The organism is Bacillus sp. RC242 (assembly GCF_044908245.1).
Lineage (GTDB): Bacteria > Bacillota > Bacilli > Bacillales > Bacillaceae_G > Bacillus_A > Bacillus_A mycoides.
Genome location: NZ_JBIYCZ010000026.1, coordinates 1 through 25,794 on the forward strand (window position 1 = coordinate 1; position 25,794 = coordinate 25,794).

Genomic DNA, 25,794 nt, shown 5'->3' on the forward strand with positions numbered 1-25,794 from the left:
CAGGATCAAACTCTCCAATAAAGTTAGTTTGTCTAGCATCTAAAAATAAAAATTGACGTTCACGTTGTTTGTTTCGTTCAGTTTTCAAAGAACTTGTCTGCCGCTTCAAAAGCGACTTCATCATATTAACATCTTCATTTTTCGATGTCAACTATGTTTTTAATTTTCTTTTTTGTCGTTTTCTGCGTTTCCGCATCAGCGACGTTTATTAATATACCATCATGGTTTTTAAATAACAAGTATTTTTTATAAAAAAATACAAAAAGTTATCTATCCTACTTTCTTCTATAGAAAGAACCCTTATCCTTTCTACTAAAAACATTCATTTTGATTGTATACAAGTTACTATACACTATCATCAACCAGGCAGTATTTCACAATAACTTCCTAACCTTTAGTCTTCTCTTTTTTAAATTTTATAATTACCATAGTTCTACTTAAGAAGGACAAATAATTATTTAAATGTAGAGTAACAAAAAACGAGGCCACTATACTAGAGCAAAACTTTAATTCCTGATTTTTCTCTCCAATCAGGAATTTTGCTTCCACAAATAACAAACTTCCCCTCGAAATATTAACTTAAGATTATTGTTAGAATTTTTTTACATTTAATTAATGAAAGATATCCAATTTTTGTTATATAGTAAGAAAGTGCCCACAAAACTATAAATAAACTAATGGAGGAATTATTTTATGGATAGGTTAACAAAATTTTCATTAAAAAACCGAGCCGCTATTATTATCATGGTTTTTCTCATTTCCATACTCGGTGTTTATTCCGGCTCTAAATTACCTATGGAATTTTTACCAAGCATCGATAACCCTGCAATAACTGTTACGACATTATCTCAAGGGCTCGATGCTGAAACGATGACCAAGGACGTAACTGATCCCCTTGAAAAACAATTTCGTAATTTAGAACATATCGATGGCATCACTTCTTCCACACATGAGGGATTATCACGCATCGACATTGCATATACATCCAAGGCAAATATGAAAGACGCGGCACGCGAAGTCGAAAAAACAATTAATACGATTAAATTACCTAAAGATGTAACTAAACCTGTTGTTAGCCAATTAAACACTTCTATGATTCCACTCGCTCAAATTACCATCCAGAAGCAAAACGGATTTTCAAAAGCTGACGAAAAACAAATTGAGAAAGAAATCGTACCACAACTCGAAAGCATTGATGGTGTTGCCAATGTTATGTTTTTCGGAAAATCAACTTCCGAATTATCCATCGTACTTGATCCTAACCAACTAAAAGATAAAAACGTAACATCACAGCAAGTATTAACAGTTTTACAAGGAAAAGAAACTTCCACTCCAGCCGGAGCAATTACCGTTAATAAGGCAGAATACAATCTTCGTGTCATCGGGGATATAAAAAATGTAAATGACATAAAAAACATCACCGTTACACCTCAAGTAAAATTACAAGATGTTGCTCAGATTGAATTAAAACAACATTACGATACAATCTCGCACATAAACGGGGAAGAAGGAACAGGATTAATCATCATGAAAGAGCCGAGTAAAAATGCGGTTGCAATCGGAAAAGAGATTGATAAAAAGATTAAAGATATAAGCAAGCAATATAAAGATCAATTCTCTATTAAACTTTTAGCTTCAACTCATGAGCAAGTTGAAAATGCTGTTACTAGTATGGGAAAAGAAGTAATCCTTGGGGCAATTGCTGCAACTCTCATTATCTTAATCTTTTTACGCAGCTTCCGAACAACACTCATCGCTGTCGTTAGTATTCCATTATCTATTTTATTAACACTATTTTTACTCCATCAATCTAACATCACACTTAACATTCTAACTCTTGGTGGCTTAGCCGTTGCAGTTGGACGTCTCGTCGATGATAGTATCGTTGTCATCGAGAATATTTTCCGTCGTTTACAAAAAGAATCTTTCTCTAAAGATATTATTCTCGATGCAACAAAAGAGGTCGCCGTCGCAATTACCTCTTCTACTTTAACGACAGTCGCCGTTTTTTTACCTATCGGTCTCGTATCGGGAGTAATCGGAAAACTAATGTTACCTATGGTATTAGCAGTTGTGTATTCTATACTTTCTTCCTTAATTGTGGCATTAACAGTCGTTCCACTTATGGCTTTTTTACTGCTCAAAAAAACCAAACGTCGCAATTCACATTCTTCACCGCGATATGTCGCTACATTAAAGTGGGCTCTTTCTCATAAGTTTATCATTCTACTCACTTCTTTTTTATTATTTGCAGGATCAATTGCAGCCTACATACTACTTCCGAAAGCTAACATAAAGTCTGAGGACGATACAATGCTTTCCGTTAACATGACATTTCCAGGTGATTATGATTCTGAAGCTAAAAAACAAAAAGCCTTTGATTTCGAAAAGAAACTCCTCTCTAATTCTGATGTAACAGATGTTATTTTGCGAATGGGATCTAGCGCAGAAGATGCACAATGGGGACAGACAACTCAAAACAATCTTGCAACTATATTTGTAGTCTTTAAAAAAGGATCTGATATCGACCAATATATTAAAGAATTAAAAAAGGCTCATAATACTTTTGAACCAGCTGAACTTGATTATATAAAAACGAGTTACTCTGACTCTGGAGGCGGAAACAACTTACAATTTAACGTAACCGCTACTAACGAAACAAATTTAAAAAAGGCCGCTAACATCGTCGAAACAAAACTAAAAGGTATGGACGATCTCTCTAAAGTAAAAACAAATATGGAAGACTCTAAAAAAGAATGGCAAATTCATATCGATCAAACAAAAGCGGAACAACTCGGTTTAACACCAGAATTAGTAGCACAACAAGTATCATTCCTTATGAAGAAATCTCCTATTGGGGAAATCTCAATCAATAATGAAAAAACAATCATTATGATAGAACATAAAAAGGCATCCATTAACAAACAAGAAGATATTTTAAACACAAACATACTATCACCTATTAACGGACCTATTCCTTTAAAAGACATTGCAACTATTTCAGAAAAGCAACTTCAAACAGAAATCTTCCATAAAGATGGGAAAGAAACGATACAAATTACTGCAGAAGCTTCAAGTGAAGATTTAAGTAAAGTAAGCGCAGAAGTAAATAAGGCTATAACCGACTTAGATTTACCTAACGGAGCAAAAGTAAATGTCGCAGGCGCTACTGAATCTATGCAAGAGAACTTCACAGATTTATTCAAAATTATGGGGATCGCAATCGGGATTGTATATTTAATTATGGTTATCACATTCGGGCAAGCACGTGCTCCTTTCGCGATTTTATTCTCTTTACCATTAGCTGCTGTCGGCGGTATTTTAGGATTAATCATTTCAAGAACACCTGTTGACGTAAATTCATTAATCGGCGCATTAATGTTAATCGGGATTGTCGTTACAAATGCTATTGTATTAATAGAAAGAGTGCAACAAAATCGGGAAAACGGTATGGAAACCAGAGAAGCCTTACTAGAAGCAGGATCTACTAGATTACGCCCAATTATTATGACAGCTATAACAACAATCGTCGCTATGCTACCACTCCTCTTCGGGCAATCTCAAGCAGGAAGTATGGTATCGAAAAGTCTGGCCGTCGTTGTAATCGGTGGTTTGGCAGTCTCAACCGTTCTTACATTAGTAGTCGTTCCCGTTATGTATGAACTATTAGATAAAATCGGGAGAAAAAGACGCTCCCGCAGAAAAATAAGCACTTCTACAGAAACACCTGATATTTAAACTAAAAGGCGTTATCTTCAATTATGAAGATAACGCCTTTTTATCCCTCTATCTATCCATAATATAATCCATCACTTTTTTACCATACTTCTCTAGCGGCTCTCCAGAATCCACAATAAGATATTCACCATGTAAAGGCCTTTTACTGCCAGCCAGACATTTTTTAAATGCTACCTCTGATTCTACTTTTGTAATTTGACTTATCTTACGTTCACGCGTTTGTAACCTACGATTAATTTCTTCTATATTATTAAGATAACATTCAATATATTTATATGTAGCACCATGTTTCTGACATAAATCTATTCCTTTTTTAACCATCCCTTCATAGAGACATGGACTATCTAATATCACACTGTGCTCTTGCTCCAACAAAAAACCGATCAGTTCCCACTCAATATCATAGGAGATCCCCCCAACCACTGTTGGTTCAACACCTTTTGCCTTTAATGATTTTAATAAAGCTGATTTCACGACGTCATGATCTACAATAACAGCACCTGTTAACTTAGCGATATACTTAGAAAGAGTCGACTTCCCTGATCCAGGAAATCCCGACATTTGCAGAAAAAACACCTTCAAACCCCTCCCTATTTTCATCCGAATATCCACATATCAAATTACCTATTCAACAACTCTCCTTCTTTTCCTTCCAGCAACAAAATGACCGTAAAAAACTCCCTGTTTTATAAACAGAGAGTTTTCATCTTCAATTTATGCCGCTTTTACCTTCTTCGTCGTTTTACGACTTTTTTTCGCTCCTGTAAAACGCTTGTGTAATACAGATGCTACGAAACGAGAAATGATATTAAAGAGTAATACCATAATAATTAATACAGCTGCAGATTTTGTTGCAATTAACTTCGCATCCGGGATAATCCCTTCAGAGTTTAATTTCCAAATGTGAACAGCTAACGTTTCAGCTGGTCTAAATGGATTTAAAGGATGCGAGGGGCTCGAGAAGTCCGCTGCTGAATTTAAAATAGGTGATGTTAAACCAGCTGTATAAATTAACGCCGCAGCTTCACCGAATATACGGCCTGCCGCTAAAATAATACCTGTAATGATTTGTGGTAACGAAGACGGGATAATGATGCGGGCAATTGTTTGCCATTTCGTTGCACCTAGTCCAAGACTCGCCTCTTTTACATTATGAGGAACTTCAGAAATCGCATTTTCACAAACACGTGTTAAACCAGGCAAATTCAAAATAGTTAAAGCAAGAGCTCCACCCATTACTGTATATCCCCAGCCTGTCATGGTAACAAATACTAATAAGCCAAATAGTCCAACAACAATAGAAGGTAAAGACGCCATTGTTTCAATACATAAACGAACAAAACTTAAAAAACGACCTTGTTTTGCATACTCCGCTAAATATATTCCAGCCCCTAGTCCAAGAGGAATAGATATAATAAGTGTTATAACAAGCATGTAGAAAGAATTGAATAACTGTGGACCAATTCCCCCACCAGCTCTTGTATTGCTTGGTTCTCCGAATAAGAAACTAGGATCCCAAAATCCCCATCCCTTTTGCAGAATTTCGTACATTAAAAAAGCCAGCAAAGCTACAACTAAAGCTGCAACCCCATAAAAGATACCTGTCCAAACTTTATTTACCGTTCTTGCATTCATTATTATCGCTCACCTCTTTGACCAATCGCTCGAATTACTAAAATAAACAGGAATGAAATAACAAGTAAAATCATTGCTAACGTCCATAGCGCATTGTTCCAAGCTGTTCCGTTCAATGTATTCGTCATATCCATTGTCAGAATACCTGTTAACGTTGCTGTTGGACTATATATTCCTTCCGGTAATTTAATCGTGTTCCCGATTACCATTTGAACCGCTAACGCTTCACCAAAAGCACGCGCTAATCCTAAAACTATACCTGTTAAAATTCCTTGTTTTGCAGCAGGAACAATAACTCGGCTAATCGCTTGCCATTTCGTCGATCCTAGACCGTAAGAAGCTTCCAAGTAATCAAACGGAACAGAGCGTATTGCATCAGAGGCAATACTAGCAATAGTAGGTAAAATCATAATACTCAGGACAATAATACCCGCAATTAAACTAAATCCCACTCCACCGAATGAATCTCGTAATAGAGGAACCAAGATCGTAACCCCTAATAATCCGTATACAACTGATGGAATACCAACTAATAATTCTAAAACAGGCTTTAATACTTTATTCCCAAACTTCGGCGAAATTAAATTCATGAATATAGCAAGAGCTATAGCAATTGGTGCACTAATGACAACAGCACCTAACGACACAAGCGTCGAACCGACAATAAAGATGACAGCACCATACGTACCTTGATCAGCATTTGGATTCCAGTTTGTCGAAGTTAAGACCTCAGAAAATGAGATACCACTTTGCGTGAAAGATTGAATTCCTTTGCCGCAAATAAACGCAATAATAGCTAATGTAATAAAAACAATAAAGATACCGCAAAACGTAACAAGTGATCTACCTATATATTCACTCTTTACGTAATTAATTTGTTTTTTCCCCTTCATCACAGGACAGACCCCACTTCATAGATTGCATTGAACAGGACTGGCCTTGCAGCCAGCCCCATAAAATTTTATTACTTATTTAATTTAGACATTGGGATGTAACCCATATCTTCTACTTGTTTTTCGAAATCTTTACCTTTTACATAATCAATGTAAGCTTTTGTCGCTTCTTTTGCCTCACCTTTAGTTACCATGTACTCGTAAGACCAGAATGGATATTTACCAGCAGAAATATTTTCAACTTTCGGTTCAGATCCATCAATTTTAACCGTTTGTAACGCACCTTTTTTCTCACCAACCATGTAAGACATTGCTAAGTAACTAACTGAACCTGGAGTAGAGTTAATCGCTTGCTCTACAGCACCATTAGAATCTTGTGTTGTACCAGTTCCATCATTAATCTTCGCGTCTTTCATCACTGTCTTTTCAAAAGTAGCACGTGTACCAGATGAAGCTGGTCGGTTAATTACATTGATTTTTTCATCTTTTCCGCCTACTTCTTTCCAGTTCGTTACTTTTCCAGTGAAGATATCTTGCACTTGTTTTACTGTTAAGTTATCAACTTTTACATCTTTATTTACGACAAGTGCGAATGCGATACCCGCAACTTTGTTATCTACTAATTCTTTTGCTTTTTCAGCATCTTTTATTTTATCTCCAGCTGGAACATCTGAGTTACCAATTTGTACTGCACCAGATGCTACTTGGTTAATCCCAGTTCCACTACCGCCACCTTGAACTTGAATAGAAACTTTTGAATTTTTCTCCATGAATTTCTTTCCAGCTTCCTCCGCAAGAGGTTGAAGAGCTGTAGAGCCAGCCGCTGCAATCGTACCTGATAATTCTTGTTTTGCATCGCTACCTTTAGCAGCTTCCTTATTATCCGTACTTTCTGCTTTTCCACATCCAACTAATGCACCTGCAACAACTAAAGCCGCTAAAGAAAATTTAATACCCTTTTTAATAACCATGTCTTGTACCCCCATTTGGATTATCACTTTTCGAATTCATCTTCTTTCGAACACAAATTCATTGTAGGACAACAATATTATGTGAGTGTTAAGCAATTTTTAAGTTTAAGTAAATAGAGATAACATCCCCTAAAAGCTAGACATTCCAACATTTACAGTTGAAAAAGCCAACAAAACCCACACTAAACACGTAGTATTGTAAATTTAATCTTAACAATGTAAATTCAATGTAAATGTTTTTCTGTATTTTTCCCTTTAGGTTAAAACTACATTTACAATTCCCCTATATTTTTAAGCTTTTACACTCTTACTTTAAGAAGAATTCCAGTAATATTTTTCGGTACAACTAAATAAATTGGAACAATTCTAAAAATATTTGAATATTTTTAAAGTACTAATTGACAGCATCATTAAATGTAGTCTAATATATTAGTATCAAAAAGTTTACCTAAGGAAACTTTTTAAACTAAAACTAAAAATATAGAGATGAGGTAACTTTTATGGTATCGGCTAATACTAAACCCCTTTCCGAATTCAGAACAGGGGAATTTGTACAAATTGAGAAGATACAATTAGAAGGAACTATGAAACGACGTTTATTAGATTTAGGCTTTTTTCCTGGAGCGACAATTAAAGTATTACAACGCAGCCCACTTGGAGACCCAGTCGCTTATCAAGTAAGCAACACAACTATTGCACTGCGTAGTGAAGAAAGCTCCCTTATTTTCGGGGTATTAATAGGAGATGATTTCAGATGAGTAACCATCGCATTGCGTTAGCTGGTAACCCGAATACCGGAAAAAGTACATTATTTAATACTTTAACAGGCTTAAAACAACATACTGGAAACTGGACGGGAAAAACTGTTTTAAAGGCTGAAGGGGAATATAAGCATGGCGGAAATATATATACAATAATAGATTTACCTGGAACTTACTCACTGTATTCAAATTCGGCAGATGAAGAAGTAGCACGAGATTATATTATATTTGAAAAACCAGAAGTAACTGTAGTTGTTATAGATGCAACTGCAATGGAGAGAAATTTAAATTTAGCACTCCAAGTGATGGAAATGACAAACGATGTGGTCATTTGTATTAACTTAATTGATGAAGCGGAGAAAAAAGGAATCATTATTGACGAAAAGAAATTAGCAAAATCACTCGGTGTACCTGTAGTGAAGATTTCTGCTCGCAACCGAGTAGGCATTGGTCATTTGCTAAATATCATCGCTAAAGTAGCAAATAAAAAACTCATTCCAACACCAATTAAAATTACTTATAATGAAAAAATCGAAAATATGATTCAAGAATTAGAACCACAAATTTATAAAGTGTTCGGCAATACGTATCCAGCACGTTGGATTGCGTTACGTATTTTAGATGGAGATAAAAATTTCTTAACTGCACTTCAAAAACATCATAACGAACCACTTGTAAGGGAGGTCATAATAAATGGAATCTCACTCAGCCAGTAAAGCTCTTCCGCTGGACTATATTGTTCAACATGCACAAACACTTTCAAAAGAAGATATACGAGATGATATTGTCGGAGATATTTATCGAACCTCCGCAAGTATATGTAAAGAAGCTGTCCAATATACAAATACCGATAAATTGTATCGTTCCGAAAAGCTAGATAAAATTTTCACATCTCCAATCTGGGGATTCCCAATTATGCTCGGTATTTTATCTATTATTTTTTATCTCACAATTGCAGGCGCTAACGTACCTTCTGATATGATCGCTAAGTTCTTTGGCTGGGTAGAAGGATATTTAACATCTTGGTTCCAAGCAATGCATGCACCTGAATGGTTACATGGCATTTTAATACTTGGTTTATTCCGTGGTACCAGTGCTGTTATAAGCGTTATGTTACCACCTATGGCAATCTTTTTCCCTATGTTCGCACTATTAGAAAACTACGGATATTTACCACGTGTCGCATTTAACATGGACCGCTTATTCAAACGATCTGGTGCACATGGCAAGCAATCTTTAACAATGGCAATGGGATTCGGTTGTAATGCAGCTGCCATTATGTCAACACGTATTATTGAATCACCACGTGAACGTATGCTTGCAATCTTAACAAACAACTTCGTTCCATGTAATGGGCGCTGGCCTATGTTAATTTTAATGGCTTCACTATTTATGGCTGCTGGTTATACAGGTAGTATGCAAACACTTGTTACTGCTGGCGTTGTAGTTGGAATGGTTGTAATTGGTGTCATTATGACATTAACCGTTTCTTGGGTACTATCAAAAACAGCTTTAAAAGGTGTTCCGACTCACTACACACTTGAGTTACCACCGTACCGTAAGCCAAAAGTTTGGAATACAATTGTACGCGCAACACTCGATAAATCAATATATGTTTTAAAACGAGCTGTAGTTGTAGCTGCCCCTGCAGCTGCATTAACTTGGTTACTTGCTAATATTTTCATCGGTGACACAAGCTTACTTATGTATTTTGTAAACTTCCTAGATCCATTTGCTAAAATGTTAGGACTTGACGGATTTATTCTAGCAGCGTTTATTCTTGGACTACCAGCTAATGAAATTGTTATTCCGATTTTATTAATGTCTTACTTATCAACTGGCGCTTTAACTGAAATAGATGATTTTAATCAAATTAAAAATCTATTCTTAGAAAATGGTTGGACTTGGTTAACAGCGTTAAATACAATGTTGTTCTCACTCCTTCATTTCCCTTGTGGAACAACACTAGTTAACATATATAAAGAAACAAAAAGTGCAAAATGGACATTTTTATCGTTTGCAATCCCTACTGTTATTGCCATTGTTGTTACATTCCTCTCTACACAATTGGTACATTGGTTAGGGCTTGTATAAAGCAAAGCATACATAGAAGGTATCCCCCTTCACATATGCTTTGCGCGAAAGAAACCTGAAATTATTCAGGTTTCTTTTTTTCTTTCCACGGCTGAGCTCCATACGTTGTGAGTTTTTTATGAATGGAGTATATGGCTCCCGGAAGAACCGCCATTAATATCGTGCAACTAATTCCTAGTCCAGTAAACAACTTAAATCACCTTATTTCACTCTCTTCGGTAAAGCTGAACCTGAATGCTCAATTGTCGGATGAACATGAACAGTAACCTCAGCATTACTAAAATAATTTTCACCTTGATCCCAATTCTTATCTATCTTCTTCCATTCTTTATAATTATGCCTCTTATATACTTCCCCTAACGCTAATACATCTACCTTATATTTTTTTTGAACAAGCTTAATAGATTTTTGGATACGCTTCTCCATTTCCTCCGCAATGGTTTTCTTTAATCGCTTTTCATTCATAATTTGTTTATGATCACTAAAATGCAACTCTGCTAAGGTCCCTTCCAAAGATAAATGGATATCAAACTTCGGTTTTGTAGCATTTTCCGTAGATACTTTAATCTTTCGGTGCATCTTATGAATTTCATATGTAATAAGCTGCTCTTGTTTACGGATAGTAAAGAACCCTCCAATTTTTTTACCTATTACATAATTCATTCCTAATGTTTCTTCTCCATTCAAACTACCTACACACTTATTATCCTTCCCACGAAATAACGCCGCCCCGTTCATTTGCACCCCTTGTTTTGTTAGTTCAAGAATAGGTAATACGAAACTTCGGTTAGCAATCATTTTTTGCTGTACCTCACCAATTCTTGCAGCCTCAATCATTTGGGCATTTTTCGGAGGATGCTCAGCTAACATATCAATATACTGTGCCGGTAAGTTCTCAGGCTTGGCACTCTGCTTTAAAATAGCTTCTGCATTTTTCTTAGAAACGAACAAACGAATATTTCTTCTCATCTCATGATCGCGAATATATACATCTAACGTATTTTGTAAAACATATGGATTCGCTAGTAAATCTTTAGAAAAAATTATCACTTGTATATGCGGAAAGAATAATGAACGACTAATTTTTTTAGCAATAATTCGTATTTGCTCAAAGACACTATCTGCTTTCGCACTAACATTAATATAATTTTCACTATCTCCACCGCCTTGGCCACCTTGCTGTGCTAGCTTACTGGGAAGTACCATCTGATACGTCCCTTTTATAATTGGATTCGATTTCTTTTTTTTCACAATATCATAGGCTGCACCTACTACAAATCCTCTTTCTTCTATTTCTTCTAGCTCAGAGCACCCACTTATAGATCCAGCTAAAACCATAACCATTATAATTTTAAGAAGGTGTTTCATTTCTACCATTCCTTCTTTTTATTTTATATACAATAAAAACTAACAAAGGTGCTAACACGACAAAGCCCATATCTATCCAAGCTAAATACGTTCCGTAATTTGATAAAGTATCTAAATTACCAGGGATCATATTCAGCATAAAAATCATAGGAGCACTTACGAAAATAAAAATATGTTTCTTAACTTTCGGAAACATAGCGCAAAACAATAGAGATGCAACGTCATAATACATTGCTGTAGTGTTATAAATAGTAATAATCCAAGTAGTAAAAAAGATCGCATCGAATCTTTCTAAAAACCCCCCACCAATTTCAATCTCCTTCCCCAATTCAATCGTTGGATATGTTAATCCCCGGGTTGTCATATATGTAAAAACACTAATACAAGTTAAATAAATTAAAATGTAAGACAATACGTTTACCATCACAGCTTTTGCAACTGCCATCGGCGCCTTTTTTGCTGTCTCGTTTAACATCACTGCATAAAATAGCGCTACCTCAAATCCAATAAACGTAAAAATAGAATTTTTAACCCCAACAGCATATTTACTTACGTCCGTTTGAAAAGCAGGTAGTAAATTATCTATTTCCATTAAGTTCACATTCAATAAAGAAAGCAGCACGATCGCAATTAAAACGATTGGTAAAAATAAAACATTTAACCTTAATAAAGCAGCCCTAGATCCAGCAATTCCATAAACAACAACTAACAAAAAAAAGAAGGATAACAATTGTATTGGTGTATCACTAAATAAATAAGTTTGTGAAATAATTGAAATTTTCCGGGCCTCATATGCTGTCAAAGCAGCAAATGTTAATACTAAAATGCTACTAATTGTGTATGCAACAGGCTTCGTCAAATGTGCACTTGTATATTGAACAAAGTTTTGTTTTGGGAATAAAATAGCTATCCTCGTTACAAACCAACCTAAAACCGCACATATCAATCCACCCAAAAGCAAAATAATCCAACCATCCGAAAATAAAGTTTGGTCAGCAATATCTCGAGGCATAGATAATGCACCTATACCGATAATTGTTGACGATACCGCAAAACCAAGTTCCCGAGATCCAATTTCTTCATCCCCATATTCAAATGGCTTCAATTACTCTCGCTCCTTTGGACGTAGTGTAGAGTCTTTCGTTTGTAAATATTCTGGTCTCTCTTTTAACATTGATTTTGGTAGACGAACCAATTCTTCTTCCCAATCTTTATAAAAAGCAGGAGCAATAGGTGTTGTATACGGTACCCCAACACTCTTTAAATTTGTAATATGGATTGCAAGTGCAATAAGAGCTAAAATGATTCCGTATAACCCAAAAGCAGTTGCAGCTAACACGAAGACGAAAAGTAAAATTCGAAATGTAATCGTAATGCTATATACAGGAAGTGAAAATGTAGCAATTGCGGTAACCGCAATAATAATTACTAAAAACGGATTTACAATCCCCGCATTTACTGCCGCTTCTCCAATTACAAGACCGCCTACGATGCCAATTGTTTGTCCCATCGGTTTCGGAAGCCTAATCCCGGCTTCTCGTATTAATTCCATCGTTAATGCCATCATTAACGTTTCTATATAAGCAGGAAACGGTACCCCTTCTCTCGCTCCCGCAATGGAATAAGCTAGTTTAGATGGAATAAGCCCTTGATGATACGATACAAGCGCTACGTACATGGCAGGTAATAAAACAGCAGCAATACCTGATCCCATACGTAACATTCTTAATAACGTTCCAATTATCCAACGCTCATAATGATCTTCTACAGATTGAAAAATATCAACAAATACTAGTGGAGCTATAAGAGCAAATGGTGACCCATCTACTAAAATGGCCGCTTTCCCTTTCGCCAATGCAGCCACTATATTATCTGGTCTTTCTGTATTTAAAAACTGCGGAAACGGCGATAAATTATTATCTTGAATTAATTGCTCAATCGTTCCTGTCTCAAAAATGACATCTGTCACTATTGATTGAAGACGCCGATCTAGCTCGTTTACGATGTAAGGGTTAATAATATCCTCTATATATACTAGGGTTACTTCTTTCTGCGATCGCTTCCCCATAATATAAGATTGAAACCGTAACTTCGGATCACGTAAACCACGGCGAATTAACATTTTATTCACATTAATATCTTCATTTAACCCAACCCTCGGTCCACGAATTAAATCTTCTGTCACTGGCGGTTCTAGACTTCTTTTCTCCCAAGCCCTACTGTTAACAACAATAGCCGTTTGAATATTATCAATTAATATGACTGTATCTCCTGCTAAAACCGCATTTATAATATCTGGAAAAGTCGTCTTCATACCGACTTCTGCAATAGAAATAAAACGATCCAATAATGTCTGAACCACAGCTGCTTCATTTGGTATTTCTTCATATTGAAGTGTACGAACTACATATTTATAAACATTATCCTTATCTGTCAATCCACATAAGAAAACAACCGCACAACGTGTAAAACTACCAGCAAGAGCAACTTCTCTAATTGTTAAATCATTAGGTGAACCTAACTCATCTCTAATTTCCTTCATAACTTCAAACAAGTTACCTTTTAGCTCTAACAATTTCCCCACCTAACTTCCTTTTCAACAAGTTTTTAGTTAGATTCCGCTAATAGAAGAAAATATATACAAAAAAGAGCTATCTCTTTTCGAAGATAGCTCTAACATACGAATTACTTTTCTACTATTATATTATCGGTCTTTACAGATACATTTCTTGTGAATCCACTAACTACAAGCATCACAATAATGTTAACTAACAACGCGACTATACCTACATTCAAATCTTTCATATACTGCGGGACACCCGGGAACATCGTAGCTATAGTAGAACCAGATAAGGTGATATATGCGACAATTAACAACCCAATTCCCATCCCCGCAATCGCACCTTGTTTCGTAATAATTTGACGAGGAAACAAACTACATACAAGCGCAGGGAAAAGTTGCGTAACTATACTGTATCCCATTAAAAGAAGAGCACCTATCGTCTCTCCACCTTTAAAGGTAAATAATACGGCAATAAGCGTCACGACAGGTACAAATAGCTTAGCTGCTTTTGCAACTTGTTTATCAGAGGCGGATGGTACCATCGTTCCATAAATATTTTTTGCTAATAATGTAGAAGCGGCCATAACAAGCATGGAACCGGGAACTAATGCCGTTAACACCCCCGCACTACCAATAATCCCAATAAACCAAGGATCAAACGTTTGAAGAGCCAGACGGAATAATGAAAGATCTACATCCGCTCCCTTTAACCCTGGAACTTGCAAGATAGCAGCAAAACCTGCAAAGAACACAAAAAGCAAAACTAAAGAATAGAGAGGCATAATTGCTGCATTTTTCCTAAATACTTTTTCACTTTTCGCTGAGAAAGCTGAGGCAAATGTATGAGGCCACATATAAAAACCGAGAGCCGTTAATATAATAGTAGAAACAAACCAAGAAATACTCATTCCCTTTTCAGGTAAAGATAAAAAACCTGGTTTTGCAGCTTCTACAGCTTCAAACATCGGTTGAAATCCTCCGTAATAGTGATACGGTAAATATATACCTAAAAACATAACGATGAATAGTATCATAATGTCCTTCAAAGCAGCTGTCCAAGCCGATCCATGTATACCTGAAACCATTACATAAATAGTTATAACAATAGCACCAATCCATACCGCAATAACAGGTGTCACTCTTCCATAGGAAGCTTCCGAAACGATAATTCCTAATCCCTTTAATTGCAAAACAAGATACGGGATAATCGAAATAACACCAATAATTGAAACAATTACCCCAAGCGTCTTACTCCTGTATTTCTTCGCAAAGAAATCTGATTGTGAAATGAGGTTATGTTCTTTTGCATACTTCCAAATTGGAGGCAATAAGAAATACGATAAAATATAAGCTAATGCACCATACCCTAAAATATAAAATGTAGGAGCTCCTTTACTATAAGCCCAGCCACTTCCTCCTAAAAATGTGAACGTCGTATAAATTTCCCCTGCCATAAGGAGAAAAACGAAAATAGTTCCAAATCCTCTTCCTCCAACTGACCATTGTTCTAAATTCATATCTTTTCCATGTTGTGCCCGAATTCCTAAAAATAGTGCGAGAAACAAAAATATAATAATGATAAATAATGCAGTCATTTTACGTCCCCCTTATTAGCAGGATCGAATACGTACACAAGACCCATACAAAGAGACGTAATGAGCACTGATAATAGTACCCAAAATAATAAAAATGGCATCCCCCATACGTAAGGAGTGACCGAATTTGCAAATACTGGTCCAACTACTAAACAAAGAACTGGGATAAGTGCTAGCACGTGTATTTTCTTCATCTCATTCTCCTTTACTTATAAAATTCATAATGGATGATACAAAGACTTCCACTCCAATTGGTAATGCGTCTTCGTCAATTGTAAAACGAGGGTGATGATGCGGATATACAATTCCCTTCTCTTCATTTCCTGCCCCTATAAAAAAGAACGTCCCTGGTGCCTTTTGTAAAAATGCTGAAAAATCTTCTCCTGCCATCGTTGGTTGTAAACGAACAACCCTTTCTCTTCCATAAAGCTGTAATGCTGTATGTTCAATAAGCTCTGTAACTTCATAATCGTTCACAACTGGGCGATATCCATATTCATAAGAAAATGTATACTTAGCAACGTAGGATTCTGTAATATGTTTTACAATCCTTTCAAGCTTCTTCTTTGTTTCTTCTCTTAATTCATGCCTTAAACTTCTCACTGTCCCTTCAATCTCCGCTTGTTCCGGGATAACATTATGAGTTGTCCCAGAATGAAATTGTGTAACAGATACTACGAGAGAATCTAACGGATTCGTGAGGCGAGATACAATTTGCTGAATTTGCGAAACTACTTGCGCACCAATGGCGATACTATCAACTGTTTCATGCGGAATTCCAGCATGCCCACCTTTTCCCTCTATCGTAATTTTAAAAACGTCCGGCGCCGCCATCGCAGGACCATAAATTACACCTACTTTTCCAACCTCTAATGACGCCCAAAGATGAGCACCAATAATGTAATCCACACCTGTCATCACTCCCGCTGCGACCATTTCCTCTGCACCGCCCGGAAAGTTTTCTTCTGCATGTTGAAATAAAAAGCGAATCTCTCCTTTAACTTTCTCTCTTTCCTCTACCAACTTATGTACTACACCAAGCAATATTGCCATGTGACCATCGTGACCACACGCATGCATCACACCTGGATATATAGAAATAAAATCAAACTTATTTTCTTCATGAATAGGAAGAGCATCCATATCAGCACGAACCGCGATAGTTTTACCAGGCTGCCTACCAATTAACCTTGCCATTACACTATATTTAGTAGGCCTTGAGACTTCTAAATACGGGATTTCCCGAAGTATGTCGAATACAAATTGAGATGTTTTTTCCTCTTGAAAAGATAACTCTGGATACTTATGAAAATGCCTTCTCCACTCAATCAACTGATTCTTTGATAAAACAAGTTCCTTTGCAACATCCATTTCTCTTCTCCCCTTCTTTACCAAGTTAAATGTTATTATAGCGTGAATTGTTAACTTCTAAAAGAATTTTCAGAATTTTCTATAATAAATATTCAAAAAGAAAAAGCCATCGCAAGATGACTTTTCATTTTATAAAATAGTAATTGCTTGTTTCCCCATTTGCTCCCATGCCTTTTCAAATTCAGCACGAGGAACAGCGAAACGTGGATTGTTTTTTAGAGGATCATTTACATATACAAAGTTTTGATCGTATCCAACCACTACTACACTATGCTCAAAATATGTAATTTTCACTTCACCAGAACTTGTATTCCATGTTTCAAAACTACTTTCAGCTAGCGGCTTAAACGTTGTATTAATAATAACCCATACTGGAGAGCCAGAACTAATTACTTTATATAGATCTTGCACGTCTCTACCCGTTAAATTAATTACTTTTTCAGGAACATACTTTTCTGCTAAATTAAAAATCGGTTGATTATATACACCGTATCCCGGCTCAGCTTTTGTGTAAATATTTCCAACGAATCCCTCATAAGGATTTCCACGCAAACCATTTTGTTCAAATGGAACACGATGAATTTCGCTAGCAAGTTGCATCTTATCTACTTGTACACCTTTATGTTGTAGTAGCATAGCTAAACTTGTCACTTCACATCCACGAGGTAATTCTGGTAATTGTTTTATAAATGGAACATCTTCAATCATAGCCGCTTCTTTCATTTCAGATAGAAAATCTAAGCGTAGCACTTGCGCCTTTTGTATAATTTTATCTTTCCCTATAAAAAACGCGGCAGCTAGTATAATTCCAAAAACAAAAAGATATTTTAGCTTTTTCATTATAAACAAAACTCCATTAATTATTATTTTACAGACACAACTCTTATCATTGTACCTTTCTTCTTACTAGTTTGCTAGAAAGATTCTGTGAATTATTATTCACACTTATATCGTTGTAAAATTCTAATTATTTTTAATAAAAAGAAAAAACGATATACTTTTTCAGAATTTTTTGCTAAAATAAAAATCATTAACCTAGTGAAGTAATCGATTTTATTTCACTAGGTTAATAAACATTCTAAGGTATTTAGTCATAGTTATCTTTTACATACTCAGTTCACAACAAAATAAGCCGAGTATGTTTTTCATCCCCCACTAATGATTAAAAACCCAGAATGAAATCAAGTTAACACATACAAGAAAATATGGGGTGAGGGGCATATGAATCAACAAGTAGAACAAACAGATCTAAAACGAACAATGAAAAGTAGACACCTATTCATGATCGCACTTGGCGGAGTCATTGGAACGGGATTATTTATGGGTTCTGGACAAATCGTCCATAATGCAGGACCAGGCGGAGCTATTCTCGCATTTTTAGTCGGTGGTTTCGTTATGTATTTAACGATGTTATGTCTTGGTGAATTGTCAGTGGCTATGCCAGAAGCAGGTTCATTCCAAAGCTATGCAAGCAAATTTATTTCACCTGGTTTTGGATTTGTTGTCGGTTGGATGTATTGGTTAAATTGGGCTGTTACAGTTGGAGTAGAGTTAACGACTGTTAGCATTTTAATGAAACGCTGGTTTCCAGACGTTTCTTCTTGGATTTGGTGTGTTACATTTGCAGCAGCACTCTTCCTTGTGAACGCTTTATCAGCAAAAGCATATGCAGAAACGGAATTTTGGTTCGCAAGTGTAAAAGTCGCAACAATTGTTATTTTCATCGTACTCGGTGGTGCAGTTATGTTCGGTCTACTCGACTTTAACGGAAAACCAGCTCCGATGCTTCACAATTTCACTGAAAATGGCGGGCTATTTCCAAACGGTGCATTAGCTGTTCTTCTTACGATGATTACAGTCAATTACTCCTTCCAAGGAACAGAACTAATCGGAATCGCTTCAGGAGAAAGTGAAAATCCTGAAAAAACAATTCCAAAAGCAATCAAAAATACAATTTGGCGAACTCTATTCTTCTTCGTCCTAGCAATTTCAGTTGTTGTCGGTTTACTCCCGTGGCAAGAGGCTAATCTAGTTGAAAGTCCATTTGTACTTGTATTTGATGTGGCTGGTATCCCTTATGCAGCGGACATTATGAACTTTGTTATTATTACAGCTGTATTATCCGTAGCTAACTCTGGCCTATACGCAAATTCTCGTATGCTTTGGGCAATGGCAAAACAAGGAATGGCTAGTCCAGCTTTTACGAAGTTAACTAAAAGAGGTGTACCACTAAATGCGTTAATTTTCAGTCTAATTTTCGCAAGCCTTTCTTTATTAACAAGTATATTTGCAGCAGATACTGTCTTTTTAATTTTAACTTCTATTGCAGCAATGGCTGCTGTTGTTGTTTGGATGTCGATTGCAGCTTCACAGTTTTTCTTCCGTAGAAATTTCGTGAAAAATGGCGGCGACATAAATGATTTAAAATACCGCACACCACTTTATCCAATAGTTCCAATCGTAGCTTTCTCACTCAATTTCCTTACATTTGTTAGTTTAGCTTTCATTCCAGATCAGAGAATTGCTCTTTATTGCGGTATTCCATTTATGATCATTTGTTACATTTTATACCAAGTGAAATATAAAAAAGTTGTCACATTTGAACAGAAAAAAAATATAACTCAGGAAATAAACTAAATATACAAAACATTCAGCTATCTTCCTTATAATAAGATAGCTTTTTTCTATTTCTTGGATATCTTGGTATAACTTTATTTATCTTAAAATTTCCACAATCATGTTTTTATCTGGAAAATAGTTTACAATGTTATCAAGTTACAAATGATATTCACCTTAAAAAGTGTGCATTTGTGTCTATTTTTTAACAATATGACAAAAACTATTGCCTTCTATAAATTAATAGGTTTATATTGTTTTATTGGCATAGTTTCAATCCAAGGAGAAAGGAGATTTTCAATCGTGCAACTAAAGAAAACGTTTTGGAAGTTGGCTTCACTTCTTCCGTTATCATTACTTCTGTTCCTCGGTGGCTGTGATAAGAAACTCGCAGTATTAAATCCGCAAGGACCTGTTGCAAAAGCACAGTATGATTTAATTGTTTGGTCATTCTTGCTTATGTCATTAATTATCGCAATTGTATTCATCTTGTTTACAGTCATCTTGATTCGTTATCGTGAAAAACCAGAGAATATGGACTATGAGCCACCTGATCAACATGGTAACACATTATTAGAAATCATTTGGACAATTATTCCTGTTATTATCGTTATCGCATTATCGATTCCAACAGTTAAAGCAACTTATGCTTCGGAAGAGGTTCCGCAAGAGTCCAAACATATTAAACCAGTTGAAATTTATGTTACATCTGCAAACTGGAAATGGTTATTTAGTTACCCGGAGGAAAAAATTGAAACCGTTAACTATTTAAACATCCCAGCTGGTGTACCAATTCAATTTAAGCTGACTTCTGTCGGTCCAATGAATGCTTTCTGGGTACCAGAACTTGGTGGTATGAAGTATACAATGGATGGCATGATCATGGACTTATATTTACAAGCTGACAAGCCAGGTTCTTACCTAGGTCGTAGTTCGAACTTCTCTGGTGAAGGATTCACTCACATGGAGTTCGAAGTTGAAGCAAAAACTAAAGAGAAATATGATAAGTGGGTAAAAGAAGTACAAGAAACTGCCCCTAAATTATCAGAAAAGAAATACAACGAAATTATTAAACCTGGTGTAGTGGGGCGTATGACGTTCTCTAGTCACCACTTAAGTTATGTAGATCCAAAATCACTTGAATATTGTGATTACAACTACTACAAAAACAAAAAATAATAGCTATTATTCCAACAGATTGGAGTGAACACAGTGAAGCTTGATGAATTTTTTGTCACAGGTGACCCGATTATTTACGGAGCTGACGCTTCTATCGTTCTTGTGACATTAGCGATTCTTTTCGTACTAACAAAGTACAAAAAATGGAGATGGCTTTGGGATGAATGGTTGACAACTGTTGACCATAAAAAAATAGGGACCATGTATATTATCTCTGCCGTTATAATGTTATTCCGTGGTGGTATGGATGGTTTAATGATCCGTGCACAGTTAACATTCCCAGAAACAACTTATTTAAACGCTGAACACTATAACGGAATCTTTACAACACATGGTACAGTAATGATTCTTTTCATGGCAATGCCATTCGTTATGGGATTAATGAACCTTGTAGTACCATTACAAATTGGTGCTCGTGACGTTGCATATCCGTTCTTAAATGCTTTAAGTTTCTGGTTATTCTTTGTCGGAGCAATGTTATTCAACATCGCTTTCGTAATCGGTGGTTCTCCAGACGCTGGGTGGACTTCTTACTTCCCAATGGCAGGTACAGAGTTTACTTCTGGTGTAGGAAATAACTACTACGCAATTGCATTACAGATTTCAGGTCTCGGTACGTTAATGACAGGTATTAACTTCCTAGTTACTATTTTAAAAATGCGTACACCTGGCATGAAATTAATGAGAATGCCAATGTTTACTTGGTCAATCTTAATTACAACAATTATCATTATTTTCGCTTTCCCAGTATTAACAGTTGCTCTTGCATTAATGACATTTGACCGTCTATTCGATGCTCACTTCTTTACGATGGCGAGCGGCGGTATGCCGATGTTATGGGCCAACCTATTCTGGGTATGGGGTCACCCTGAAGTATATATCGTTATTTTACCGGCATTCGGTATTTTCTCTGAAATCATTAGTACATTCTCACGTAAACGTCTATTCGGTTACAGTGCGATGGTGTACTCGATGGTTGCAATTTCTTTACTAAGTTTCGTCGTATGGCTTCACCATTTCTTCACTATGGGTGCAGGTCCAGCGGTTAACTCATTCTTCTCGATTTCGACAATGGCGATTTCGATTCCAACCGGTGTTAAGATCTTTAACTGGTTGTTTACACTGTATAAAGGACGTATTCGTTTTACAGTTCCAATGCTTTGGTCATTGGCATTTATTCCAAACTTCGTAGTTGGTGGAGTTACAGGGGTTATGCTTGGAATGGCAGCAGCTGATTATCAATACCATAACAGCTACTTCCTAATTGCTCACTTCCACTACGTATTAATCGCAGGTACAGTATTCGCTATGCTTGCTGGATTCACATACTGGTATCCAAAAATGACAGGTCATATGTTAAATGAACGCCTAGGTAAATGGACATTCTGGATCTTTATGAGCGGATTTAACATCTGTTTCTTCCCAATGTACTTCTTAGGTTTAGACGGTATGACTCGTCGTATGTACACTTACTCTGAAAGTCTTGGATGGGGCTGGCTAAACCAAATCGCATCTGTTGGTGCTGTAATGATGGCTATTGGCTTCCTAATCCTTTGCTATAACGTAATTTGGAGTGCACGTCACGGTGAGCGTGACACAACTGGAGATCCATGGGACGGCCGTACACTTGAATGGGCAACTCAATCTCCTGTACAACATTACAACTTCGCGAAACTTCCTGAAATTAAAGAAGCTGATGCTTTCTGGTTCATGAAAAAACGTGGAGAAACAATTACACCAACAGCAGATGAATTAAAACCAATTCACATGCCAAGTAATTCTGGTGTGCCTATTATTGCGTCTTTATTCTTCGGTCTTGCAGGTTTTGCATTAGTATTTAGCTGGTTCTGGATTGCAGCAATCGGTGGTATTGGTATTTTAGGTTGCTTAATCTATCGTTCATTCGATTATGATGATGGCTACTACGTAAGCGTTGATGAAATTAAAGAAACAGAACATATAGCATGAGAGGTGAAATGACATGGCGGCTTTAGATAAAAGCTTACCTTTGGAATATCAATCCGAGCAAAGCAGGTTGAATATCCTAGGATTCTGGATTTTTCTTGGGGCTGAAATTATGCTGTTCGCAACACTTTTCGCCTCTTATCTAGTCCTTGCTGGTCGTACGGCAGATGGCCCAACACCAGCGCAACTGTTTGAACTTAAAACGCTTTTAATTCAAACACTACTACTTTTAACAAGTAGTTTCACATGTGGTATCGCAATTCATGAAATGCGTAAACACAATCAAAAAGGAATGTTAGCCTGGTTTATACTAACTTTACTTTTAGGTGCAGGTTTCCTATTCTTCGAGATCGAAGAGTTCATTATGTACATTGGTGAAGGTGCAACGATTCAAACAAGTGCTTTCTTATCGGCATTCTTCGTTCTTCTTGGAACGCATGGTGCCCACGTAACAGGTGGTATCATCTGGGCAACTTGTGTTATTATCCAAATTTTAAAACGAGGTTTAACACCAGTTACAGCTCGTAAAGTATTTATTATCAGCTTATACTGGCATTTCCTTGATCTTGTTTGGGTCTTTATTTACACACTAGTTTACTTGAACGGGATGGTGGCGTAAATGGGTCAAAATAACAACCAAGCAAACGGACATGGGCATAGCGGATTCCCATGGTCACACGTTTTCGGATTTATTTTATCGCTTGCACTAACGTTTCTAGCTTTATACGTGGCACTTTATACAACCCTGCCACTTTCAACGATATTAACAACTATTATCATAATGGCTGTTGCGCAAGCTTTATTACAATTAATTATGTTCATGCATTTAAAAGAAGGAGAAGGAAGAATTCAAATTCTTACAATGATATACAGTTTCTTCGTTGCAGCTGCAACAGTTGGTCTTACTGTATGGATCTTCTTCTCAATGTAATTTGCATGAAAAGACTGCTGGGATTCCTCAGCAGTCTTTTTTTATCCCGCATTAACGAGCAGTAAGACCCCCACTGATTAAAGTTTCACTTTATCCCCTCCCCCTATTACATCCACATTACGGAATTAACAACAAAATCATGAAAGATATACTTATTATGACAAATGTTAAGAAAACTCTTTCTTTATGAAATCGAAACCATATCCGTTGCTTTTCTTCCTATTATATGGCTAAATAGTTACTATATTTATTTGAAGGGAGAGAACGCAATGGAACATCATTCTTCTGTTCTATCACTTATGGTTGTCGTCGCAATCGCGTTTTTCGTTCCCCTTTTGTTACAGCGCTTTAAATTAAAAGCACTTCCTGTCGTTGTTGCAGAAATTATCGCAGGAATCTTTGTAGGTAAAAGTGGATTTAACATCATTGAGCCCGATATGTGGCTTCAAGTCTTATCAACACTAGGGTTTATCTTCCTAATGTTTTTAAGTGGTTTAGAAATTGACTTTTCGATCTTTAAACAAAAAGGGAAAAAGAATACGACAAACGAACCGAACACATTCCAAGCAGCAAGCATTATCTTCTTGTTTATTTTCATTTTATCTTATGCCCTATCATTAATATTCGTATGGCTAGGATTCGTAGACAATGCAATGTTCATGACTTTAATTATTTCAACTATTTCTTTAGGTGTTGTCGTACCAACATTGAAAGAAAATAACTTAGGAAAAACCGCAATCGGGCAAATCATTTTATTAATCGCTGTTATTGCAGACTTAGTTACAATGATTTTACTCGCTATATTCGTCGGATTAAATTCCGAAAGTGGCCAAAGCATGTGGCTTCTACTTCTTCTATTCGGTGCTGGTATTGTAATTTACTTTGTCGCAAGACGGTTTAAAAATATTCCATACCTAGAAAGCTTAAAAGCCGGTAGTGTACAAATTGATACACGAGCTGTTTTTGCACTCATCTTAATATTAGTTGGATTATCTGAATCTGTTGGGGCAGAAAATATTTTGGGAGCCTTTTTAGCAGGTGTACTCGTATCTTTATTATCACCAAATGAAGATATGGTTGAAAAACTTGATTCCATCGGATATGGCTTCTTCATTCCTATTTTCTTCGTAATGGTTGGTGTAAATCTAGAAGTATGGTCTATTTTTAACGAGCCTTCTAGTATGCTAATGATCCCAATTCTAATTGTGGGACTCTTTATTTCAAAACTGTTGCCATCACTCGTCTTACGAAAATGGTACCCACGCAATATCGTACTCGGAAGTGCTATTTTGTTAACATCAACACTTTCTTTAGTTATTGCGGCTGCACAAATCGGTGAAAAGCTAGGCATCATTAGCCCAAGTTTATCAGCATCTCTTATTTTAAGTGCAGTTATTACTTGTATTTTTGCACCTATATTATTTAAAAAGATGTTTCCAAAAGTGGAAACACCAAAACCGAAAGTATCTATTATTGGTGCAAGCAGAATTACCCTTCCGTTATCACTTGATTTAAAACGTGAAGATTATGACGTAACACTATATATGATACGTCAAAATAAAATAAATGATGAGGAAGCGAAATCTCATGACTTCCCTATTGTAAAATTAGATGATATTACTATTCAATCTTTAATGGAGCAACAAGCTTTCGAAGCAGACCGTGTTGTTGTTGCGACAAGTGATGATGAACAAAACTTATTATTAGCAGAACACGCAAAAGAATTAGGTGTTGAACACGTCATCGCAAGTGTAGAAGATCCCCTTCTACAAGAAAAAGCGACTCAAGAACATATCGCTGTATTCTCGACTATTAACTCTACACGTATTTTATTACGTGCACTTATTGATAAACCGAGTCTCGTTCGCTTGATTACAACAGCAAATGAAACGGTGCGTGAGGTTGAACTACGGAGTAATAAATATAACGGCTTAGCACTTCGTCGCCTTCCGTTTCTAGGTGATGTACTTGTCATTCAAATTTACCGTGGTAATAAAGCATTAATACCACATGGTGATACGAAGTTACAGCATGGCGATACTTTACTTGTAACGGGTTCAAAAGAACATATTGATACAATGAAAAACATATTAGAATAGAAAATGCCCCTCACA

The 25,794-nt window shown here is 36.3% G+C and carries 21 protein-coding genes; 10 read left to right on the forward strand and 11 right to left on the reverse strand.

Going from position 1 to position 25,794, the window contains the following annotated elements:
- Positions 1–693: 693 nt before the first annotated feature.
- Positions 694–3,738 (forward strand): efflux RND transporter permease subunit, encoded by a 3,045-nt coding sequence (locus ABH957_RS28260; RefSeq protein ID WP_404512765.1) that lies wholly within the window; start codon positions 694–696, stop codon positions 3,736–3,738.
- 48 nt (positions 3,739–3,786) lie between these two features.
- Here the strand turns inward: ABH957_RS28260 and ABH957_RS28265 are convergent, their stop codons facing one another.
- The 4 genes from ABH957_RS28265 to ABH957_RS28280 form a co-directional block, all read right to left on the reverse strand.
- Positions 3,787–4,314, reverse strand: a complete 528-nt coding sequence (locus ABH957_RS28265; RefSeq protein ID WP_404457211.1) for a P-loop nucleotide/nucleoside kinase family protein — start codon at positions 4,312–4,314, stop codon at positions 3,787–3,789.
- A gap of 138 nt (positions 4,315–4,452) precedes the next feature.
- Positions 4,453–5,373: a phosphate ABC transporter permease PstA gene (gene pstA, locus ABH957_RS28270; RefSeq protein ID WP_002010630.1), complete on the reverse strand. Its 921-nt coding sequence runs from the start codon at positions 5,371–5,373 to the stop codon at positions 4,453–4,455.
- 2 nt (positions 5,374–5,375) lie between these two features.
- A complete protein-coding gene (gene pstC / locus ABH957_RS28275) occupies positions 5,376–6,266 on the reverse strand; it encodes a phosphate ABC transporter permease subunit PstC (protein WP_012260333.1) in 891 nt (296 codons plus the stop codon).
- A 71-nt stretch (positions 6,267–6,337) separates the two neighbouring features.
- Positions 6,338–7,237, reverse strand: coding sequence for a phosphate ABC transporter substrate-binding protein PstS family protein (locus tag ABH957_RS28280; protein WP_113937941.1), 900 nt, complete (start codon positions 7,235–7,237; stop codon positions 6,338–6,340).
- 500 nt (positions 7,238–7,737) lie between these two features.
- On the opposite strand from ABH957_RS28280, the gene ABH957_RS28285 reads away from it, so the two are divergent.
- The 3 genes from ABH957_RS28285 to ABH957_RS28295 are packed head-to-tail and all read left to right on the forward strand — an operon-like array spanning position 7,738 to position 10,092.
- Positions 7,738–7,995, forward strand: a complete 258-nt coding sequence (locus ABH957_RS28285; RefSeq protein WP_002090873.1) for a FeoA family protein — start codon at positions 7,738–7,740, stop codon at positions 7,993–7,995.
- Positions 7,992–8,714 carry a FeoB small GTPase domain-containing protein gene (locus ABH957_RS28290; protein WP_404512767.1) on the forward strand — a complete coding sequence of 241 codons (723 nt, stop codon included), beginning with the start codon at positions 7,992–7,994 and terminating at the stop codon, positions 8,712–8,714. The genes ABH957_RS28285 and ABH957_RS28290 overlap by 4 nt, the downstream gene beginning before the upstream one ends.
- On the forward strand, positions 8,692–10,092 hold the full coding sequence (locus ABH957_RS28295; protein ID WP_113770285.1) for a nucleoside recognition domain-containing protein: 1,401 nt from the start codon (positions 8,692–8,694) through the stop codon (positions 10,090–10,092). The genes ABH957_RS28290 and ABH957_RS28295 overlap by 23 nt, the downstream gene beginning before the upstream one ends.
- Before the next feature lie 201 nt (positions 10,093–10,293).
- Here the strand turns inward: ABH957_RS28295 and ABH957_RS28300 are convergent, their stop codons facing one another.
- The 7 genes from ABH957_RS28300 to ABH957_RS28330 form a co-directional block, all read right to left on the reverse strand.
- Entirely contained in the window at positions 10,294–11,460 is a 1,167-nt protein-coding gene (locus ABH957_RS28300; RefSeq protein ID WP_113937940.1) for a Ger(x)C family spore germination protein, read from the reverse strand.
- Positions 11,444–12,565 carry an endospore germination permease gene (locus ABH957_RS28305; RefSeq protein ID WP_113937939.1) on the reverse strand — a complete coding sequence of 374 codons (1,122 nt, stop codon included), beginning with the start codon at positions 12,563–12,565 and terminating at the stop codon, positions 11,444–11,446. Before ABH957_RS28305 ends, ABH957_RS28300 begins: the two co-directional genes overlap by 17 nt.
- Positions 12,566–14,044, reverse strand: coding sequence for a spore germination protein GerLA (gene gerLA, locus ABH957_RS28310; protein ID WP_113937938.1), 1,479 nt, complete (start codon positions 14,042–14,044; stop codon positions 12,566–12,568). It lies immediately after the preceding gene.
- 101 nt (positions 14,045–14,145) lie between these two features.
- Positions 14,146–15,618: a sodium:solute symporter family protein gene (locus ABH957_RS28315; RefSeq protein WP_113937937.1), complete on the reverse strand. Its 1,473-nt coding sequence runs from the start codon at positions 15,616–15,618 to the stop codon at positions 14,146–14,148.
- Positions 15,615–15,812, reverse strand: a complete 198-nt coding sequence (locus ABH957_RS28320; protein ID WP_002029838.1) for a DUF3311 domain-containing protein — start codon at positions 15,810–15,812, stop codon at positions 15,615–15,617. The genes ABH957_RS28315 and ABH957_RS28320 overlap by 4 nt, the downstream gene beginning before the upstream one ends.
- A gap of 1 nt (position 15,813) precedes the next feature.
- On the reverse strand, positions 15,814–16,989 hold the full coding sequence (locus tag ABH957_RS28325) for an amidohydrolase (protein WP_404512769.1): 1,176 nt from the start codon (positions 16,987–16,989) through the stop codon (positions 15,814–15,816).
- A 129-nt stretch (positions 16,990–17,118) separates the two neighbouring features.
- Positions 17,119–17,829 (reverse strand): C39 family peptidase, encoded by a 711-nt coding sequence (locus tag ABH957_RS28330; protein WP_404457208.1) that lies wholly within the window; start codon positions 17,827–17,829, stop codon positions 17,119–17,121.
- A gap of 381 nt (positions 17,830–18,210) precedes the next feature.
- Here ABH957_RS28330 and ABH957_RS28335 point away from each other — a divergent pair, with 381 nt between their 5' ends.
- From ABH957_RS28335 to ABH957_RS28360, 6 genes are all read left to right on the forward strand, one after another.
- Complete coding sequence (locus ABH957_RS28335) at positions 18,211–19,626, forward strand: amino acid permease (RefSeq protein ID WP_404493115.1); 1,416 nt, start codon at positions 18,211–18,213, stop codon at positions 19,624–19,626.
- A gap of 282 nt (positions 19,627–19,908) precedes the next feature.
- Positions 19,909–20,784, forward strand: coding sequence for a cytochrome aa3 quinol oxidase subunit II (locus ABH957_RS28340; RefSeq protein WP_002134440.1), 876 nt, complete (start codon positions 19,909–19,911; stop codon positions 20,782–20,784).
- A 33-nt stretch (positions 20,785–20,817) separates the two neighbouring features.
- Entirely contained in the window at positions 20,818–22,752 is a 1,935-nt protein-coding gene (gene qoxB, locus ABH957_RS28345) for a cytochrome aa3 quinol oxidase subunit I (protein ID WP_002063826.1), read from the forward strand.
- A gap of 13 nt (positions 22,753–22,765) precedes the next feature.
- Positions 22,766–23,368, forward strand: a complete 603-nt coding sequence (gene qoxC / locus ABH957_RS28350; protein ID WP_002010602.1) for a cytochrome aa3 quinol oxidase subunit III — start codon at positions 22,766–22,768, stop codon at positions 23,366–23,368.
- On the forward strand, positions 23,369–23,680 hold the full coding sequence (gene qoxD / locus ABH957_RS28355; RefSeq protein WP_002063824.1) for a cytochrome aa3 quinol oxidase subunit IV: 312 nt from the start codon (positions 23,369–23,371) through the stop codon (positions 23,678–23,680).
- A gap of 269 nt (positions 23,681–23,949) precedes the next feature.
- A complete protein-coding gene (locus ABH957_RS28360; RefSeq protein ID WP_404512771.1) occupies positions 23,950–25,779 on the forward strand; it encodes a monovalent cation:proton antiporter family protein in 1,830 nt (609 codons plus the stop codon).
- Positions 25,780–25,794: the final 15 nt, after the last annotated feature.